The sequence below is a fragment of the Shewanella pneumatophori genome (assembly GCF_023283895.1).
GTDB lineage: Bacteria > Pseudomonadota > Gammaproteobacteria > Enterobacterales > Shewanellaceae > Shewanella > Shewanella pneumatophori.
Window position 1 is genome coordinate 188004 of sequence record NZ_JAKILB010000008.1, and the last position, 19791, is coordinate 207794.

Annotated in this window: 11 protein-coding genes; 4 read left to right on the forward strand and 7 right to left on the reverse strand. The window is 44.7% G+C overall.

Annotated elements, in window-relative coordinates; genetic code table 11:
- Positions 1–14 precede the first annotated feature (14 nt).
- Together L2740_RS14145 and purL are read right to left on the reverse strand one after the other, a co-directional pair.
- On the reverse strand, positions 15–1571 hold the full coding sequence (locus L2740_RS14145) for a cytochrome ubiquinol oxidase subunit I (RefSeq protein ID WP_248468671.1): 1557 nt from the start codon (positions 1569–1571) through the stop codon (positions 15–17).
- Positions 1572–2796: 1225 nt separating this feature from the next.
- Entirely contained in the window at positions 2797–6678 is a 3882-nt protein-coding gene (gene purL, locus L2740_RS14150; protein ID WP_248950837.1) for a phosphoribosylformylglycinamidine synthase, read from the reverse strand.
- A gap of 302 nt (positions 6679–6980) precedes the next feature.
- Here purL and mltF point away from each other — a divergent pair, with 302 nt between their 5' ends.
- Both mltF and L2740_RS14160 read left to right on the forward strand, forming a co-directional pair.
- Complete coding sequence (gene mltF, locus L2740_RS14155) at positions 6981–8435, forward strand: membrane-bound lytic murein transglycosylase MltF (protein WP_248950789.1); 1455 nt, start codon at positions 6981–6983, stop codon at positions 8433–8435.
- Between the two features lie 224 nt (positions 8436–8659).
- On the forward strand, positions 8660–8797 hold the full coding sequence (locus L2740_RS14160) for a hypothetical protein (protein ID WP_248950790.1): 138 nt from the start codon (positions 8660–8662) through the stop codon (positions 8795–8797).
- On the opposite strand, the gene tadA is transcribed toward L2740_RS14160, so the two are convergent.
- The 3 genes from tadA to guaB form a co-directional block, all read right to left on the reverse strand.
- Positions 8787–9335 (reverse strand): tRNA adenosine(34) deaminase TadA, encoded by a 549-nt coding sequence (gene tadA, locus L2740_RS14165; protein ID WP_275974257.1) that lies wholly within the window; start codon positions 9333–9335, stop codon positions 8787–8789. The two genes, L2740_RS14160 and tadA, sit on opposite strands and share 11 nt — an antisense overlap.
- Positions 9336–9424: 89 nt before the next feature.
- Complete coding sequence (guaA, locus tag L2740_RS14170) at positions 9425–11002, reverse strand: glutamine-hydrolyzing GMP synthase (protein WP_248950791.1); 1578 nt, start codon at positions 11000–11002, stop codon at positions 9425–9427.
- A 123-nt stretch (positions 11003–11125) separates the two neighbouring features.
- A complete protein-coding gene (guaB, locus tag L2740_RS14175) occupies positions 11126–12598 on the reverse strand; it encodes an IMP dehydrogenase (RefSeq protein ID WP_248950792.1) in 1473 nt (490 codons plus the stop codon).
- A gap of 120 nt (positions 12599–12718) precedes the next feature.
- Here guaB and xseA point away from each other — a divergent pair, with 120 nt between their 5' ends.
- The gene (gene xseA, locus L2740_RS14180) at positions 12719–14056 is read left to right on the forward strand and encodes an exodeoxyribonuclease VII large subunit (protein ID WP_248950793.1); all 1338 of its coding nucleotides are present in this window, start codon (positions 12719–12721) and stop codon (positions 14054–14056) included.
- A 141-nt stretch (positions 14057–14197) separates the two neighbouring features.
- The gene (locus L2740_RS14185; RefSeq protein ID WP_248950794.1) at positions 14198–14911 is read left to right on the forward strand and encodes a hypothetical protein; all 714 of its coding nucleotides are present in this window, start codon (positions 14198–14200) and stop codon (positions 14909–14911) included.
- 305 nt (positions 14912–15216) lie between these two features.
- Here L2740_RS14185 and ushA read toward each other — a convergent pair whose 3' ends face one another.
- Both ushA and L2740_RS14195 read right to left on the reverse strand, forming a co-directional pair.
- On the reverse strand, positions 15217–16950 hold the full coding sequence (gene ushA / locus L2740_RS14190; RefSeq protein ID WP_248950795.1) for a bifunctional UDP-sugar hydrolase/5'-nucleotidase UshA: 1734 nt from the start codon (positions 16948–16950) through the stop codon (positions 15217–15219).
- 167 nt (positions 16951–17117) lie between these two features.
- Positions 17118–19757: an endonuclease gene (locus tag L2740_RS14195; RefSeq protein ID WP_248950796.1), complete on the reverse strand. Its 2640-nt coding sequence runs from the start codon at positions 19755–19757 to the stop codon at positions 17118–17120.
- Between the last annotated feature and the right edge of the window lie 34 nt (positions 19758–19791).

Genomic DNA, 19791 nt, shown 5'->3' on the forward strand with positions numbered 1-19791 from the left:
ATCAGATCTCCAGTTTAGGCATCAAGCTTTTCAAAGTGATAGCGACCCGTCTTCAAACAGCTAGGACCGATACGCGCGAACTTAATCATTAGATAAAGCTCAATCACTAACAAGATGGTATAGAACAGCGTGATAGAAATAATACTGAACATCAGGTCGCCAACAGACAAGCTAGAGGCAGACATAAACGTTGGTAATACTTCAGAGATCGTCCATGGTTGACGGCCATATTCAGCCACAAACCAACCACACTCAATCGCAATCCACGGTAATGGTAAGCTATAAAGTGCAGCTTTAAGCACCCAAGGTTTCTCGTCGATTTGGTGACGTGTGCTTTGCCAGAATGCTGCAGCAAACACGAACAACATAATCACACCAAGGCCAACCATCACACGGAAAGACCAGAACATAGGTGCTACGTTTGGTATTGAGTCATCTGCTGCTGCTTTGATTTGCTCATCTGTCGCATCAACCACTTTATCAGTGTAACGCTTCAATAGCAGACCATAACCTAGGTCAACTTTAGCTTCTTCAAATGCTGCGCGGATTTCAGGCGTTTCTTCACCGTTACGTAGCTGCTCAAGTAAACCGTAAGCAACCATACCGTTGCGAATACGCACTTCGTGCTCTGCAATCAGATCTTTGATACCAGTAACTTGTTCATCAAGTGAACGAGTAGCAATGATACCCATCGCATAAGGAATTTTAACCGCGAAGTCTGTTTCTTGAGTTTCTTGATTAGGGAAACCAACAGCAGTAAATGCAGCTGGAGCAGGCTCAGTGTGCCATTCCGCTTCAATAGCTGCTAGCTTAACGCGTTGTACTTCACCGACCTTATAGCCTGATTCGTCACCAAGAACGATTACAGACAAGATAGACGCCATACCGAAACTTGCTGCAATCGCAAATGAACGACGTGCAAATGGTAAGTCACGCTTCTTAAGAATGTAGTAAGCACTAATCGCTAGAACGAACATCGCACCAGCAACGTAACCTGACGCCACAGTGTGAACAAACTTCACCTGTGCTACTGGGTTAAATAACACTTCACCCCAGCTAGTCATTTCCATACGCATGGTTTCGTAGTTGAATGTGCTACCTACAGGGTTTTGCATCCAACCGTTCGCCACAAGGATCCACAGCGCAGACATGTTCGAACCTAGGGCAACTAACCAAGTTACTGCTAAATGTTGACGTTTGCTGAAACGATCCCAACCAAAGAAGAACATACCCACAAGAGTAGATTCTAGGAAGAATGCCATTAGGCCTTCAATAGCAAGTGGTGCACCAAAGATGTCACCAACGTAATGCGAATAGTATGACCAGTTGGTTCCGAACTGGAACTCCATCGCCAAACCGGTTGCAACGCCAAGTGCAAAGTTGATACCGAATAACTTACCCCAGAACTTGGTCATATCTTTATAGATTTGCTTATTGGTCATCACATAAAGTGATTCCATAATGGCTAGCAAGAAAGCTAACCCCAAGGTCAAGGGAACAAATAGGAAGTGATACATGGCCGTCATCGCAAACTGGAAACGCGACAGGTCAACAACCTCTTCTAAAATCATTTGTGACTCCTTAGGTGGTGCGTCAAATCACTTTCGTTAGATCCCCATCAACGAGAGTGATTGCCTATATAGGAATATTAATGCAGTAAAACAGTCAGTTTTTATAACAAAAATCCAACTTCAACCGCGATTCGTTGTTTAATTCATAAATTTTGTATTTCAAAGCCAAAAACACTAGCAAACCCACGCTTGCGATCACATTTTCAATGGCTGTTGTGACTCCCTTCTCGAATACGCAAATAAAGATTAAACAAATTAGTTAATATCAGTCACTTGCAAGACGAAATAAGGTTATCCGCAGTGTTTTTATAACATTCAAAATTGATTCAAATCAATCAAAGCATTCGGTTTCAATGGGTTTTGAGGTGAAGCACACAGTTCCACCCTAGAGCCTGTTGACAACATAAAACACCCATGCTAGGAGTGCCTGAAAAATAAGCAAAACAATTATTTTCACCCAATAAACATTTTATTTAACGCTAAACAGACAAAACACCAATTATTAACAATTCCAGCAACAGTTATCGTATCCCTAAATAAAAATCTATCTAATTCACTTCCACCTAAAAACCTTTAAATACATACATATAAGATATAACAATAAAAAACACCATTACCAACCGACCAATTTCGGATAACAAAAACTAATAGCTAAATGAAGTTTTTCTCGTTTGATCAAATTTTATTCGTCACCTAAAATGAGCACCAAGTTAAGGAGACGGTCTAACCAACCCGGTGAAGTAGCCCGGTAAAGACTAACTCCGCTTAAATCATCAATCTATGTGGAGATACCCATTATGACAAAATTATTCGAGCGTCTAGTTGTTAGCTATCAGCGTGTTTTCGTTGAACTTTATAAAGCTAGAGAGCTGTAAGTAAGACTGTTTAATGCAAGATCAATCTTGAAGTTTTGTTAGCGCAAAGCGGCCCCCCTTAGTATTAAGGGGGGCTTTTTTATATCTGCTGATTACCGCAGCCGAAAAATATTTTATGAATAACGCATATTGAAGATTATGGATAACTTCAGCTTATCCAAAATCTTAGTGATAGCTCGCCAAAAAGCTTTTATTAGCAATCTATTTAGCAGGAAATACTCTGTAATCCATTGTTTAGTGGCACTTCTTTGGTTGAACAAACACCAATTAATTATTTCAAGTAAAAAAAAACCCCTATATTTAGGGGCTTTTTCATCGATAACTTTCAGTCTACATCAGCAATCAATACATTAGCCGACTGATTTTCTCACGTTACGGAACATTCTCATCCAAGGGCTATCTTCACCCCAAGACTCTGGGTGCCATGAGTTAGCAACGGTTCTAAATACACGCTCAGGATGCGGCATCATAATCGTCACTCGACCGTCAGTTGAGCTCAATGCGGTAATCGCATTTGGCGAACCATTCGGGTTTTGTGGGTACTGAGTGGCAATTTGACCATTACCATCAACATAACGCAGTGCTACCGTACCAGAGGCTTCTGCTGCGGCTAGCGCTTCAGGCGTTGCAAACTCAGCGCGACCTTCACCATGTGATACAGCAATCGGCATACGTGAACCTTCCATACCTTGGAAGAATAACGACGGACTCTTTTGCACTTCAACCAAACTAAAGCGCGCTTCAAAGCGCTCTGAACGGTTACGTACGAAGTGTGGCCATAACTCGGTGCCAGGAATAATGTCTTTAAGGTTAGACAACATCTGACAACCGTTACACACACCAAGCGAGAAGCTATCATTACGCTCGAAGAATTGGCTAAACTGCTCACGAGCACGCTCGTTAAACAGAATTGACTTCGCCCAGCCTTCACCAGCGCCCAGTACGTCACCGTAAGAGAAACCACCACATGCCACTAGGCCTTGGAACTCTTCTAGGCTAATACGGCCGCTTAGGATGTCACTCATGTGCACATCGGTAGACTCAAAGCCGGCTCTGTCAAATGCAGCAGCCATTTCGATGTGCGAGTTAACGCCTTGCTCACGTAAGATAGCCATCTTAGGTGCAGCACCTTTTAAGATAAATGGCGCGGCAACGTCTTCACTTGGGTCAAAGCTTAAATCAACGGTTAGACCTAAATCACTAGCGTCTTGCTTAAGCTCAAACTCTTCTTTAGCACACTCAGGGTTATCACGTAGCGCTTGCATGCGGTAGGTGGTTTCAGCCCAAATAGTACGTAGTGAAGTACGTGTTTCTGTTAAGACTTCGCGCGCACCATCAAAGATAGCAATGCAGTCAGTATCAGTCAGCTCGGCAACTTTGTGGCAAGGTACACCTGCTGCGGCAAACTTTTCAGTGATAATCGCTGCGTCTTGACGACGAACTTGAATGACTGCGCCTAGCTCTTCGTTAAACAGACGCTCAACGTCAGTACCACTTAGTGCACTCAAATCAACATTTAGACCTGTGTGACCAGCAAATGCCATTTCAACTAAAGTGGTGTAAAGGCCGCCATCACTTCTATCGTGATACGCAATAATCGACTTATCGGCAATCATAGGTTGAATGGTTTCAAAGAAGCCTTTCAACGTTGCTGAGTTATCAAGATCTGGTGCGATATCACCTAGCTCACTGTATACCTGAGCCAGACAAGAACCACCTAAGCGATTTTGACCAAGACCAAGATCCAGCAATAACAGATCTGTGTCGCCTTTATCAGTGCGTAGTTCTGGTGTAACAGTGTTGCGTACATCTTGCACCACACCAAACGCGGTGATCACCAATGACATTGGCGAGGTCACAGTCTTTTGAACGCCGTTTTCTTCCCAAGCGGTTTTCATTGACATTGAGTCTTTACCCACTGGAATTGTCAAAGACAAATCAGGGCATAACTCTTCGCCAATGGCTTTTACCGCTTCATACAAGCCCGCATCTTCACCTGGGTGGCCTGCTGGTGACATCCAGTTAGCAGAAAGCTTAATGTGTTTGAACGAGCCGATATCAGTACCCGCAATGTTCATAATTGATTCAGCCACCGCCATACGCGCCGATGCGCCAAAGTCCAATAGTGCAAGCGGCGTGCGCTCACCCATAGACATAGCTTCACCCGTGTACGAGTCGTAGCTTGATGCAGTAACCGCACAATCCGCCACTGGTACCTGCCATGGGCCAACCATTTGGTCACGATTAACCAGACCCGTTACCGTTCTATCACCAATAGTGATAAGGAAGGTCTTTTCTGCAATTGTTGGCAAGCGCAGTAGACGGTGCGCTGCTTCTTTAACTTCAATACTTGATTGATCAAGTGCTGCAGAATTCGCTTTAGCGCTTACTACATCGCGGCTCATCTTAGGCGCTTTGCCTAATAGCACTTCTAGTGGTAAATCGATTGGATGGTTTTCAAAGTGCTCGTCACTTAGGACTAACTCTTTCTCTTCCGTCGCTACACCCACAACCGCAAACGGAGCACGCTCACGTTGACAGATTTGGGTAAATAGCTCGATGTTCTCAGGTGCAATTGACATCACATAACGCTCTTGTGACTCGTTACACCAAATTTCTAATGGGCTCATACCTGGCTCATCAGACGGCACTTTACGTAGCTCAAACTTACCGCCACGCTCACCATCATTTACCAGCTCAGGGAAAGCATTTGATAATCCGCCCGCGCCCACATCGTGGATAAACTGAATTGGGTTAGCATCACCCATCTGCCAGCAACGATCGATAACCTCTTGGCAACGACGCTCCATTTCTGGGTTTTCACGTTGCACTGAAGCAAAATCTAAATCTTCGCTCGACTGACCTGATGTCATTGATGACGCCGCGCCGCCGCCCAAACCGATGTTCATCGCAGGGCCGCCAAGTACCACTAGCTTAGCGCCAACGGTAATTTCACCTTTTTGCACATGCTCTTCGCGGATATTACCTAAACCACCCGCCAGCATAATTGGCTTATGGTAACCACGCACTTCAACACCGTTGTGGCTGTTAACTTCTTGTTCGTAAGTACGGAAGTAACCTACCAATGCCGGACGACCAAACTCGTTATTAAATGCCGCGCCGCCTAATGGGCCTTCGGTCATAATATCAAGCGCGGTAACAATGCGATCTGGCTTACCGTAATCTGCTTCCCATGGTTGCACAAAACCTGGGATCTTAAGGTTTGATACGCTAAAGCCTGTTAGGCCCGCCTTTGGCTTAGAGCCACGGCCTGTAGCGCCCTCATCACGAATTTCACCACCGCTACCGGTTGCAGCACCTGGGTATGGGCTAATTGCAGTTGGGTGGTTATGAGTTTCAACCTTCATTAAGATGTGCATTGGCTCTGTGTGGTAACCATATACGCCATCTTGTTTCGGGAAGAAGCGACCGGCTGTAGAGCCTGTCATCACAGCGGCGTTATCTTTATAAGCAGATAGCACGTTGTCCGGCGTCTTCTCGAAAGTATTTTTGATCATTTTGAACAATGATTTTGGCTGAACTTCGCCATCAATTGTCCAATCTGCATTAAAGATCTTGTGACGACAATGCTCTGAGTTCGCTTGAGCAAACATCATCAACTCAATATCGTTCGGGTTACGGCCTAAGCGCGTAAAGTTCTCAACGAGATAATCAATTTCATCATCAGCTAATGCCAAACCAAGCTTTGTATTTGCTTGCTCTAGTGCTGCACGTCCTTGACTTAATACATCAACACTGTTGAATTTTGCTGGTTCTGTGCGTGCAAACAACACGTTTGCATCATCAAAACTTGGCAAAATTACTTCAACCATACGGTCGTGTAGTAATGCATTTAAGGTTTTAGTTTGCTCAGCGCTTAGCGCATCACTAACAACATAATAGGCAATACCGCGCTCAAGGCGCTTTACCTTATTGAGTCCACAGTTGTGGGCGATGTCTGTTGCTTTTGATGACCAAGGAGAGATGGTACCGGGACGGGGTGTAACGAAGTGGAGATGACCTTCTGGCGTATGCGCTTCGATAGCGGGGCCGTATGTAAGGATTTTTTCAAGCTGTAGATTTTCAGTGTCATTTAGGGATTCATTCAAATCGGCTAAATGGATAAACTCGGCATAGATTTGGCGCACTGGCAGTGCTGCCGATTCACAAGCTTGCATCAGCTTCTGTACTCTAAACGCCGAAAGTGCAGGGGCTCCGCGGATGATCTCCATCACGTCTTTTCACCTTATATTTATAATTGCAGGGTCAGATCTGGGCGCTATTATAGGGAAATGTTTGTCACAAATCATCAGTAGTCGCTGTACAAAACAGTGTTTCCTATTTAGCAAAAAGTATCATTATTTTTACAGCTCTCAAAAGCTAACTATTGTTGACAATTTTACGCAAAATTCAATTTAAGGCTCATAATAAAAGTAATATAGATCAAGGTAAAAAGCGTTTTTTTACCAAGACTTATAATGTGATATAATCGCTGGCTGTTTCTTTTAAACTTACGTGCTAATACGACTAAATCATGAAAAAAATCTTGCTAACTCTATGCTGTATCACTTTGCTGGCTGCTTGCCAGAAAGTTGTCGTGGAGCAAGCAAAACCCGTTGAGCCACCAAAGCAGACGGAATTAGTTGTCGGTACCTTATATGGTCCACAGATCTTCTTTACTTCAGGCCAAGGTGATTCAGGTTACGATTATGAGATGGCAGAGCGTTTTGCCAATTATCTCGGCCTCGAATTGAAAATGCAGCCGTTTGCCAATATCAGCGAGCTATACACAGCCATGAAAATTGGCGAAATTGACATCATAGCAGCAGGTCTTGGAGACACTCCTGCCAGACGCGAGCAATTTCGGGTGGGTCCACCGCTTTATCGCGTTAATCAAGTTTTAGTTTATCGCCAAGGTACCCCTGTACCTAAGAGCATAGATAAACTCAAAGGCGAAATAACAGTTATTACCGACTCCTCTTTTGTCGATACTTTAACTGAATTACAAAAATCCAATCCTGATTTAGTCTGGAATCAAGAAAAAGATAAAGATGCAGAAGAACTGCTTACAATGATTGCAGCTGGCGATATTCCTTACACTATTGCCGACTCAACCAGCTTAGATATCAACCGTCGTTTTATGCCCGAGCTACGTGAAGGCTTAGTACTAAAACAGAAGCAACCGGTAGTTTGGCTATTGCCGCCTAATAACAGCGACAAGCTAATGAGCCAGTTATTGGCTTTTTGGCATATCGAAAAACGCAGCGGCACATTGGCACATTTAAATGAGAAATACTTTGCTCACGTAAAGCGCTTTGATTACGTTGATACTCGCGCCTTCATTCGTGCCATTGACAATAAACTACCTAAGTATCAAGCCACCTTTGAAAAGTACGCCGGAGATATTGACTGGCGAAAACTAGCAGCAACGGCATATCAAGAATCACATTGGAACCCCAATGCTCGCTCGCCCACCGGTGTGCGCGGTTTAATGATGTTAACTTTACCTACGGCTAAGCAAGTTGGTATTAAAAATCGTCTCGACCCATACCAAAGCATTCAAGGCGGCGCGAAATATCTTAATAGCATGCTTGAGCGACTACCTGATTCAATCCCTGAAAGTCAGCGGATGTGGTTTGCCCTCGCCTCTTACAATATTGGTTTAGGCCATGTTGAAGATGCGCGTAAGTTGGCCGAAGCTCAAGGCTTAAACCCTAGCGCTTGGCGTGATGTAAAATCAGTATTGCCACTACTGCAAAAGCGTAAATACTACAAGAAAACCCGCTATGGCTATGCTCGTGGTAATGAAGCTGTGCACTATGTTGATAGCATTCGCCGTTACTACGACACCTTAGTGTGGATTGATAATCAGAATATGCTGCTTGAACTTAGAAATAAGCCACTGCAAACTGCGGAGATCCAAGAGCAAGTAGTTGACTTACAGCCACCTCAAGAGCCGTTACTTGATGCTTCCCCAGAAATTAACTAGCCGCCGGTAACTCCGCTAACCACTCGCTTTACCTAAACAGTGCTTGGCGGAGACTTAATGCCAATAATCTAACTGGAATGACTGCTGCATCACACAAGTCATTTATTCCCCAAATTCATCAAAGATTAATAACTCTCGCGTAGACTTTTGCTATTAAAGTTTGCTAAATAGTAATAATGCTAGTTAGTAAAGCAGCTAAAGTAACAATAATAGTGAGGCTAATTATGAGAAAAAAAGCAATCAACAATGTTGCAGCGCGCCGTCGTAGCCAGTTAAAAACACGCCATCAAAAAGTACTCGGGCGTCAAAAGCAATTCTTCGTTTTTATTAAGCCGTCTGAAGATAACTTTTTTAACCCTTAGGTCGGGTTGCAGTTTCATCTGCTACTAATGCTTGTTGTTTTGCCAGGGCTTTAGCCGCCTTAATCTCTTTTCTACGGCGTCTAAAGAACGCACTCAACTGCTCAGCGCACTCTTGCTCTAATACACCCGAATCCACTTCTACTAAATGATTAAAAGCACTGTGGCGCACAATATCGATTACGGTTCCCGCTGCACCTGTTTTTTGATCTTTAGCGCCAAATACTAAGCGGCTTACACGTGAATGCACAATTGCCCCGGCACACATAGCGCATGGTTCTAGAGTAACGTACAAGGTAGTATCTAATAGGCGATAGTTCTGCAAAATTTGCCCAGCTTGGCGCAGGCACTGCATTTCGGCGTGAGCACTTGGATCATGCAGGCCAATACTAAAATTAAACCCAGCGCTTACCACTTCACCGTCTTTAACCAACACAGCTCCAACAGGGACTTCGCCCTTCTCTTCAGCCTTAGTTGCCATCTCCATTGCCATTTTCATGAAATGAAGATCTTGTTGTTCTATTGATTCAAATTGTGGCAAACCAAGCTCCAAAGATAGTATTCATCACGTCAGTACAAATAAAAAAGGTGCCGAAGCACCTTTATTTAAGCGTAATTATAATCCGAAGATTATTCCCACTCAATCGTTGCAGGTGGCTTACCAGAAATATCGTAAACTACGCGCGAAATGCCATCAACTTCGTTGATGATACGGTTAGATACACGACCTAGGAAATCATAAGGTAGGTGTGCCCAATGCGCTGTCATAAAGTCGATAGTTTCTACTGCACGTAATGAAACAACCCAGTCGTACTTACGACCGTCGCCCATTACGCCCACAGAACGAACTGGTAGGAATACAGTAAATGCCTGGCTTACTTTATTGTAAAGGTCGGCTTTACGTAGCTCTTCGATAAAGATCGCATCAGCTAGACGTAGCAAGTCACAGTATTCTTTTTTCACTTCACCAAGTACACGCACACCAAGACCTGGTCCTGGGAACGGGTGACGGTAAAGCATGTCGTATGGAAGACCTAGCTCTAGACCAATCTTACGTACTTCATCTTTAAACAGTTCACGTAATGGCTCAACCAGACCCATTTCCATATCATCTGGCAAACCGCCAACGTTATGGTGTGACTTAATGCAGTGTGCTTTACCTGTTGCGCTACCTGCAGACTCAATAACGTCTGGGTAGATAGTGCCTTGAGCAAGCCATTTAGCATTAACGCATTTCTTAGATTCTTCGTCGAAGATTTCTACGAATACGCGGCCAATGATCTTACGCTTAGCTTCTGGTTCTGCTTCGCCCGCCATTGCGTCTAGGAAACGGTTTTCAGCATCAACATGAACAATGTTTAGACCAAAATGGTCACCAAACATTTCCATCACTTGCTGCGCTTCGTTTAGACGTAGTAAACCGTTGTCAACGAATACACAAGTTAGCTTGTCACCGATTGCGCGGTGTAAAAGCATAGCGACTACTGATGAATCAACACCACCAGATAGACCTAAAATAACTTCGTCTTCACCCACTTGCTCTTTAATACGAGCAACGGCATCTTCAATGATTGATGCTGGTTTCCAGTTTGCTTCACACGCACAAATGTCTAGTGCGAAATGCTCAAGCATACGCTTACCTTGACGAGTGTGAGTCACTTCTGGGTGGAACTGCACGCCGTAGAACTGCTTGTCTTCATTTGCCATAGCAGCAAATGGACAAGTTTCAGTCTTAGCAACAGCAACGAAACCTTCAGGGATTTCAGATACTTTGTCACCGTGGCTCATCCACACATCAAGTAGTGGCTTGCCAGTTTCGCTAACTGCGTCTTCAATTGCTTTAAATAGTGCCGATTCAGCTTGTAGTTCTACTTGCGCATAACCAAACTCGCCTTCACCCACACCTTGAATTACTTTACCACCAAGCTGCTCAGACATAGTTTGCATGCCGTAACAGATACCTAGTACAGGTACGCCAGCGTTAAACACATATTCTGGTGCGCGCGGTGAGTTCTCAGCGGTAACACTTTCAGGGCCACCGGCTAAGATAATGCCGTTTGGAGCAAATTCGCGAATTTGCTCTTCAGAAACATCCCAAGCCCAAAGTTCACAATACACGCCGATTTCACGAATACGACGGGCGATCAGTTGAGTGTATTGCGATCCAAAATCTAAAATGAGGATCTTATGCTCATGAATGTTGCTCATGGGGTACCTTATCTCTATTTTTCTTTATTGTTAACTAACTAAGCAGTGAGTAGTTTGTAAACTTTCTACTTAGCTTAATTTAAGGGCGACATTATATGTCGCCCTTAAGATTTAAGACACTAATTAAGAACGAGTGCTATAGTTAGGTGCTTCTTTACTAATCGTTACGTCGTGAACATGCGACTCGCCCATACCCGCAGCGGTGATTTTCACAAACTCAGCTTTCTCGTTTAGCTCTTTAATCGTTGCACAACCTGTTAGACCCATGCATGAACGTAAACCGCCCATGTGCTGGTGAATGATCTCTTTTAACTTACCTTTGTAAGCTACGCGACCTTCAATACCTTCAGGTACTAGCTTGTCTGCAGCGTTATCACTTTGGAAATAACGATCAGATGAGCCTTGTGTTTGCGTCATAGCGCCAAGAGAACCCATACCACGGTATGACTTGTATGCACGGCCGTTATATAGCTCAGTTTCACCAGGAGCTTCATCAGTACCAGCAAACATGGAACCAGCCATGATGCACGATGCACCCGCAGCTAATGCTTTAGCTAAATCACCAGAGAAGCGGATACCACCATCGGCAATAACTGGAATGTCTAAGTGCTTAACCGCTGCAGCTGCATCAGATACTGCTGTAATTTGCGGTACACCAACACCAGTAACAATACGTGTAGTACAAATTGAGCCAGGACCAATACCCACTTTAACTGCGTTAACGCCCGCTTCAACCAGTGCTAAAGCACCTTCAGCTGTTGCCACGTTACCGCCAACAATTTGTAAATCAGGGTATTTAGCGCGAGTATCACGAATACGCTGTAAAACGCCTTCTGAGTGTCCATGTGAAGAGTCAATTAGCAAAATATCAACGCCAGCTAATACTAGGGCATCAACACGCTCTTCGTTACCAGGACCTGCACCCACTGCAGCACCAACACGTAAACGACCTAACTCGTCTTTACATGCATTTGGCTTACGCTCAGCTTTTTGGAAGTCTTTAACTGTAATTAGACCTTTAAGCTTGAAGTTGTCATCAACAACTAATACTTTCTCAACACGGTGAGAATGCATAAGCTTTTGAACTTCATCTAGTTTAGTACCTTCAGGTACTGTTACTAAGCGCTCTTTTGGCGTCATCACTTTATCAACGGTACGCGACCAATCAGTGATAAAACGTACGTCACGACCAGTAATAATACCTACAAGCTCATTGGCTTCGTTTACAACAGGATAGCCTGCGAAACCATTTCTTTCGGTCAATGCCTTAAGATCTGCTAGCGTAGTTGTAGGAGTTACCGTTACTGGCTGCTGAACGATACCAGCTTCGTAAATTTTAACTTTACGAACTTCTTCAGCTTGCTGTTCAATCGTCATGTTTTTATGGATAAAACCAAGGCCACCTTCTTGCGCGATAGCAATAGCTAAACGAGCTTCAGTAACGGTATCCATAGCAGCAGACACGATTGGAGTATTCAACTCAATCTTATTCGTCAGGCGTGTTTTTAAAACAGCTGTATTTGGGAGGACGGTAGAGTGCGCTGGAACCAGCAACACATCATCAAAGGTTAGCGCTTCTTTTTTCAATCTTAACATGCAACATCTCCCCAAGAGAGTAGGAATTAGAGGTGAAATATTGCGGCGAGATTATACCTTGCATATCTGGGTTGGTAAATGGAAAATACACTCTAATTCGCATTTGTGTGTAAAAAAATTATGAAAACCCCAAAAAACGATGTTTATACCGTCTCTCGCCTTAATGGTGAAGTTAGACAACTTTTAGAGGGTCAGCTGGGCCGAATTTGGCTCAATGCTGAAATTTCAAACTTTGCTGCGCCAGGCTCAGGCCACTGGTATTTAACCCTCAAAGATAATTTTTCACAAATACGCTGCGCCATGTTCAAAGGCCGCAATCAAGCGGTGACCTTTCGCCCCACTAACGGTCAACAAGTGTTAGTTAAAGGCAACATTAGCGTGTATGAACCTCGTGGCGATTACCAACTCATTATTGAATCTATGCTACCAGCCGGTGACGGTTTACTCGCCCAGCAATATGAAGCATTAAAGATGAAACTGGCGGCAGAGGGTTTATTTGCCACTGACACCAAACGTCCACTTCCGGCGAATATTCAAAAAATTGGTGTCGTCACCTCGCCGACCGGCGCAGCTATCCGCGACATTTTACATGTACTCGCACGTCGCGACTCATCGATTGAAGTCATTATTTACCCCACTCCAGTACAAGGCACTGATGCCGCCAAAAGTATTTGCGATGCCATCAATCTTGCTAATACCCGTGCAGAAGTAGACGTTTTATTGGTAACTCGCGGCGGCGGTTCACTTGAGGATTTATGGAGTTTTAACGACGAAGGTCTGGCCCACACTATTTATAATAGTGGTATTCCAGTAGTGTCAGCCGTTGGCCATGAAGTGGATATGACCATCAGTGATTATGTTGCCGATCTTCGCGCGCCAACGCCATCAGCAGGTGCAGAGCTATTATCAAAAGATGCCGACAATAAAGCGCAAAAGCTGTTATCGCAGTTATCGCGCCTCAAACAAGCTTGGCAGCATTATCAGCTCAAGAAACAAAGCCAAGTGCAAACTGTTGAGCATCGCTTGCAAAAACAAGATCCGCAGCGTCGCCTGCAGATGTATGAGCAAACCTTTGATGAAATGCAACTACGTTTACAACAAGCCATGCAAACTAAGCTACATGCACATACTTTAAAACAGCAAAATTTAAGTAACCGCTTGGCTAATCAATCACCGCAGCATCGCCTTACTCTTGAAGCCCAGCGTTTGAATTATTTAAGCGCCAAACTTAATGACGCCATGGATGATAAATTAAAGATGAGTGAACAGCGCCTTGCTCACCGCGCACAACAATTAGAAACCGTCAGCCCGCTTGCTACATTAAGCCGTGGTTACAGCATTACGCTTTCAGCTGATGGCAAAGTGGTGCAGTCTCCGTCTGATACCTGCATTGGCGATACACTTACTACGCGCCTGCGTGATGGCAGTGTGACTTCTACCGTGGTTGAAGTGAGTTAACTCAGAGTTATTTGAAGCAAGCTACCAACTTGAGTGCGTGGGATTAACGCATTTTAGGCAAAATATTCGCATAATTGACGGCAACTCAATATTGTCGTCAGTTTTAATCAATTAAAAATAAACAACAAGCCCAATAATCATATGAAAATCAGCAACACGATAAACTTGTCAGCAGGCCTTATGCTGGCTGCACTAAGCTTGAATACATACGCAACACCAGAGAGTAAAGTCGTCATCTCTGACACATTTAGCGCGGCAGCAATAAAACATGGATTCAAACCAGAATTAGTCGGTCGGTTATGCGAGCCTCTACCTGATATTGTCAGTATTACTTGTCATCATTCAGGTGAAGATGGTCCTTTTGAAAACTTAATTGTGCAGTATCGCTATAATACTCGTACTACCAATAATGATATGTTTAAGCATTTAGAAATCAACGATATCCGGATTGATTTAAAACATAAGCAAATTAACTTCTGGAGTGGTCATCAAATCACTACGCCAGACGGTATTAGCGTCAATCGAATTGAAGGCACCAGTAACTCTTATATTGAAACCGGCGGCATGCGCGGCTTTGTCAGTCGCACCGATAGACGTTTTCAACAACAAAGAGACACGGAATATGAGTTAAGTCATACTTCTGAGTTCACCTACAAAGACCTTGGACGAAAAACAGCAATCGATGCGATAACACATTACCAAAAAATGGTGAGCGACAATGACTATGTTGTGGCATACGAGGAAGATCAGGTTATTGAGCCCGTAGCAATAATGCAGGGAGAAAGCTTTACATTTCCCATGAGCGAGCCATTGAGACAACGACTCATAGATGTTGTCGAGCAAAGTACAAAATAGTCAATAAAAGAATAAATGAAGCGTCAGTATAAACTATAGGTGCTTGCCAATACCGCAAGGAGGACTAGTGCCAGTGCAATGCTGTAGCCCATGATAGAAAGGTCCGAGACAGTTCACCTATATCTATTTGACAACATTATGCATTATCTATAGCAACTACCACTTAAGCCTGAAAATCATGGACACTTATTACATTGGGATCGACAACAAGGCTAGGTGTTACTTAAGGAACGTATCCCTTAAAAATAGATCCCAACCGAAAGGTTAGCCTCTATTTTTAAGGGAGCAATGATTAGCAAATAAGATTAACTGCCACAGCCATCATAGCTTCTGGAGTTGATATAGCGAACATCTTTCGCTCTGTCAAAGTTGACAGGATCGAGCGTGTCATGCTTTTTGATGAATTGATAAAGCATATCTGCATCAATAAAGCCTGTGTCTCTCGCCTTTTCCTTCAATTTAGGATACTTATTACCGCCTGCCGCGTTGTAGCTCGGAAGAGTAAATCGATATGTATCCGTAAGCTTGAAAGGCTTGTCACCAACAGTTTTGATATCGACATCTTTAGCTTTACAGTCAACGGTCATCTTGATGCCGCTGAAGTGAGCAAAGCCTCCCGAGCCTCGAGTCTTAAGCGCAACCTTAGACAAATACTTTTTCAGTTCGGCACCATTCATCTCGGTCACAGTCACACTGTTGGAAAAAGGTTGTACCTTAAGCACATCGCGATATCGGATAGGCCCTTTCTTTATGGTGGCGCGAATACCACCTGAGTTCATGATCCCAAAATCTGCCGGGATAGGAAGCTGAGTTTGAGCGTGTGCAATCATCATCCCCAGAGGCGTAGCTTGGTAACGAACAATCTTACGTTTGCCAATGAAGTCCGCCTTTGCAACTCCAATCTGCTCTCTCAACTGCAGCTGGCCCTTACGTTGATAAGGGCGAAGTAGTTCAAGAGTTTCTTTATCCTTAGGCGTTAGCATATGAGGCGGATAGTAGGAACCAAACTTGGTTTCTGTATTCACTGGTACCAACTCGTAGTTTGCTAAGTGTAGCTTACCGCCATAGTATTCAAAATCGGCGCGACCAACGAACTTGCCCCACTCGTAGGCTTGCATGATCCAAGTGCCATTTTGACGATCAGGTTTACAAGGCTCATCTCGACCATAATCTTCTACATACTCACCTGTGTCACCCTCCATACAAACTGGCAACTGTGAATGTCCGCCAATGATTGCTTGGATCTGGTCAGGCTTTAGGCTTTTAGCAAGGGCAACATCACCGGGCGCGTTACTACCATGTTTACCATTTTCATAGTGACCCATATGGGTGAGACCAAAAACAAGATCCGGTTGATACAGCTCTTCAAGCTCTGCCAAAATATTTTTCGCCTCCGCTTGAGCAGAAGTGAATTTAAGATCTTTAACGAACTCTGGATTACCGATCTCAGCAGTATGCTCGGTAGTCAGGCCGACTACCGCTAGTTTCAAGCCTTGGATCTCGAATAGCTTGTAGGGTTCGAAGTAGCGTTGCCATTCACCATCGACCTGGCGATAGATGTTGGCCGATAACCAAGGAAATTTTGACCAGCCTCTCTGCTTATCCATTACGGGCAATGGGTTATCAAACTCATGGTTACCCACGGCCATGGCGTCATAGCCAAGGTGGTTCATGCCGATAAAATCTGGCTCGGCGTCTTGAAGATCAGACTCAGGTACACCAGTGTTAATATCGCCACCTGAGAGCAGTAACGTTTCCCCACCTTGCTTGGTGACTTCTTTACGAATTTGGTCGAGAATGGTTTTTCTTGCGGCCATACCATACTCACCTCTAGAGCCTTGCCAAAAACGTCCGTGGTGATCATTGGTATGAAGCAAGGTGAAGCGCTTGCAGTCATCACCAGCAGCTTGACAGGCGATAGATGCTGTTACCTTAGGTGCCTCTTCCAGCTTTTTCTTTCCACAACCGCTCAATGCTATCGCTAGAGCGATGGCTGAGCCTGTAAGAAGCAAGCACGAATGACGGAGTGAAGTATTCATAATAATCCTTCAATATTATTCAGATAAGCGTTGTTACTTGGCTTAATGGCTGATTTCTCATGCTGAGAACAAAGGGCATAAGGCGAGGTTTAGACAACGTTTATAAAGTTAAAAAAGCAGCACCCAGAGTGCCCCCCAGTGCTGCTTTTTATAGGCTTAACTGATGATTAGCCTTGGCGGCGACGCCACCACAGTAGAGGTAGAAGTAGCGTGATAAGGCCACCTAAACTCCCCGCACTTTCAGGCTTAGTCCAACCAGGTTCTTCGGTGTTTTTCACCTCAATGCTAACAGACTTACTGACGCTTTCTTCGCCAACAGTTGCCGTGAGCTCGAACACAAGAACTTGATCAATACTTACGCTAGGAGTGGTTACATCAAGTGTCAGGCCTGTACCGGTAAATACAGCTGTGTCTCCAGACACCTGCTTCCAGCTGTAGCTCGTACCTTCTGGAGCATCAGCAACAGTCGCGGTAATGGTAGTGTTATCACCTTCTGTCAGCTGAGTGTTGCCAGTAAACGTCACATCTAAAGTCAGAGGCACATTAGTCACGAGCAGACTGATAGCTTTAGTTGTTTCCAACTTTCCGTCGCTGATGGTCAAGGTAAAGTTCAAAGTCTCGTCGGCTTTGACCATTGGCGCAGTCAGAGACAATATCGCCTTGTCACCAACAAGGAGCTTTTCTTCAGCAACAATCTGTTCCCACTTATACGTTAGAGCAACACCTTCACCAGCTTTGATTTCAGAAGCATCGATGATATATGCAGCCCCTTCAGTTACGCTGTCAGGAGTTACGATATCACCTTCGACTATCAAACCAGGGTTTGGGTCGTCATCACAAGCTGCACCATACACTTGCTGCACTAACTCAGGGCGGTCAATAAAGGGGTTACGGTTACCCTGATATTTATATACCTGGTTGTTACGGTTTTGCTCGTAGCTATCAACAGCGTCTAACTTGTTCCAGGCATACAGAGTACAAAGCGTACCGATTAGCGGTTCGCTATCCTCAGCAGTAGTCGTTAGACGATCGACTGCAACTAGATCAGGCATATTGGTTGTCGCTGTATCGGTACCCTGATAACGAGTATCCATATACATGATCATACGAGCCACGTCGCCTTTCACCTCATCGCGAGGCTCCCAGCAGTCCGTAGTTTTGTCTAGGTAGTTGCCCGTACCTTGACCGTTGAACAGAACCTCTTCGCCAGTGTCGCTACACGCACCAAAGTCATTGTTGCTTCGTGCAGTGTTGATCCCAGGATCTGAAGGGCGAAGGTGGTGGGCATCGGTATAGCCCCATTGAGAGTCGCTAGGGAAGCCATGGCTCTTGGCCCAAACGTGTTCACGATTCCACTTACCGGCACCGCTACCACTCGTCTGGTTGTCGTACTTGGAAATAGAGGCACCCGTGTAGATCTCGATAACATTCTTATCGTTAGCGGGATCTTGATCTGCGAAGGTCAGTGTGCTCCAAACTTGTTTATACGTCAGATACTTGTGATCTTTAGCAATGATTGCAGACAGGGCGTTTTTAAGCTCATCTGCATTGGCAAAATCGCCACTTAATACATCAGAGTAATAGATCTCAGCATTGAATGTAGTAGGGTCGGCAACTGGTGTCAGCGTCTCGCAGTTAGTGCAAGGACCTGTTTCTGGCTCTGGTTCTGGAGGCGTAACTGAGCCATCACAGGCACTCTCACCAGCACAGCCAAGACCGTCAGAGGTATCAACGTCGAATACAGTCCACTGGTTGTTGACTCCGGGGAAATCGGCTTCGGCAACAGTGTCACCAGCAGTGACATTGTCTTTACGACGTAGGGTCTTATTCGCGGTGGAGAAATTTGCATCGTTTGGATCAGTCCAAGCAGACCCCGGATCTTCACCACGCTTACCGAAGCGATCGATAACCACATCGTCTTTTGTCAATATTAGGGCATCGTCACCGTTGAAATAAGTTACGGTAGAAGCGTTGCCTACTTTGAACGCATCAGCTGCACCAGAATTATGGAAAACAAGGCTGTTTCCTGGCTCCAGAGTGCCCGTCAGCGTCTCGGTATTACCTGGCTCAGTCTTACCATTGCCAAATAGCGTCAGCTTGTAAACGTTGGCATCAAGATCGATAGCTGTGCCACCAACGTTTGAAATTTCAATCGCTTTGTTGCTGCTGCTACCTTCGATGTATTCGGTAATCAGCAGTAACCCTGGAGTGGCTTCAGCGCTACAAGCGCTTTCACCTGCGCAGCCTAGGCCGTCAGACGTGTCAGTATCAAACACTAGCCATTGGTCACCAGTAGGGAAGGCAGCTGCTGCATCGGTATCACCTGTGGTAACAGTGGCTTTGCGACGCAGCGTCTTATTAGCACTGGAGAAATCGGTGTTATTTGGATCTGTCCAAGCAGAACCAGGGTCCTCGCCCAATTTACCAAAACGATCGATCACAGCATCATCCTTGGTCAATACCAAGGCATCGTCACCGTTGAAATAAGTTATGGTTGAAGCGTTACCCACTTTGAAGGCATCGGCCGCCCCAGAGTTGTGAAAAACGATGCTCTTTCCAGGTGGCAGAGTACCTGTTAGCGTCTCGGTATTACCTGGATCAGTTTTTCCATTACTAAACAACGTCAGCTTATAAACATTAGCATCTAAATCTAAGGTGCTGGTGCCTACATTGGATATCTCAAGCGCTTTATTGCTGCTACTACCTTCGATGTACTCAGTAATAACTAGATTAGCATTGGCAGCAGTGGAAAGGGTGCCTAAAAACATGACAGTCGCTGTAGCAACTGCACTCTTTTTAATTCTCATAATGTTATCTCTTTTGAATCCTTTAAGGGAAGCG

Excerpts from the sequence above, each read along its gene's own strand:
- L2740_RS14145 (WP_248468671.1), bottom strand. The coding sequence starts at position 1,571 with ATGATTTTAGAAGAGGTTGTTGACCTGTCGCGTTTCCAGTTTGCGATG.
- purL (WP_248950837.1), bottom strand. The coding sequence starts at position 6,678 with ATGGAGATCATCCGCGGAGCCCCTGCACTTTCGGCGTTTAGAGTACAG.
- mltF (WP_248950789.1), top strand. The coding sequence starts at position 6,981 with ATGAAAAAAATCTTGCTAACTCTATGCTGTATCACTTTGCTGGCTGCT.
- L2740_RS14160 (WP_248950790.1), top strand. The coding sequence starts at position 8,660 with ATGAGAAAAAAAGCAATCAACAATGTTGCAGCGCGCCGTCGTAGCCAG.
- guaA (WP_248950791.1), bottom strand. The coding sequence starts at position 11,002 with ATGAGCAACATTCATGAGCATAAGATCCTCATTTTAGATTTTGGATCG.
- guaB (WP_248950792.1), bottom strand. The coding sequence starts at position 12,598 with ATGTTAAGATTGAAAAAAGAAGCGCTAACCTTTGATGATGTGTTGCTG.
- xseA (WP_248950793.1), top strand. The coding sequence starts at position 12,719 with ATGAAAACCCCAAAAAACGATGTTTATACCGTCTCTCGCCTTAATGGT.
- L2740_RS14185 (WP_248950794.1), top strand. The coding sequence starts at position 14,198 with ATGAAAATCAGCAACACGATAAACTTGTCAGCAGGCCTTATGCTGGCT.
- ushA (WP_248950795.1), bottom strand. The coding sequence starts at position 16,950 with ATGAATACTTCACTCCGTCATTCGTGCTTGCTTCTTACAGGCTCAGCC.
- L2740_RS14195 (WP_248950796.1), bottom strand. The coding sequence starts at position 19,757 with ATGAGAATTAAAAAGAGTGCAGTTGCTACAGCGACTGTCATGTTTTTA.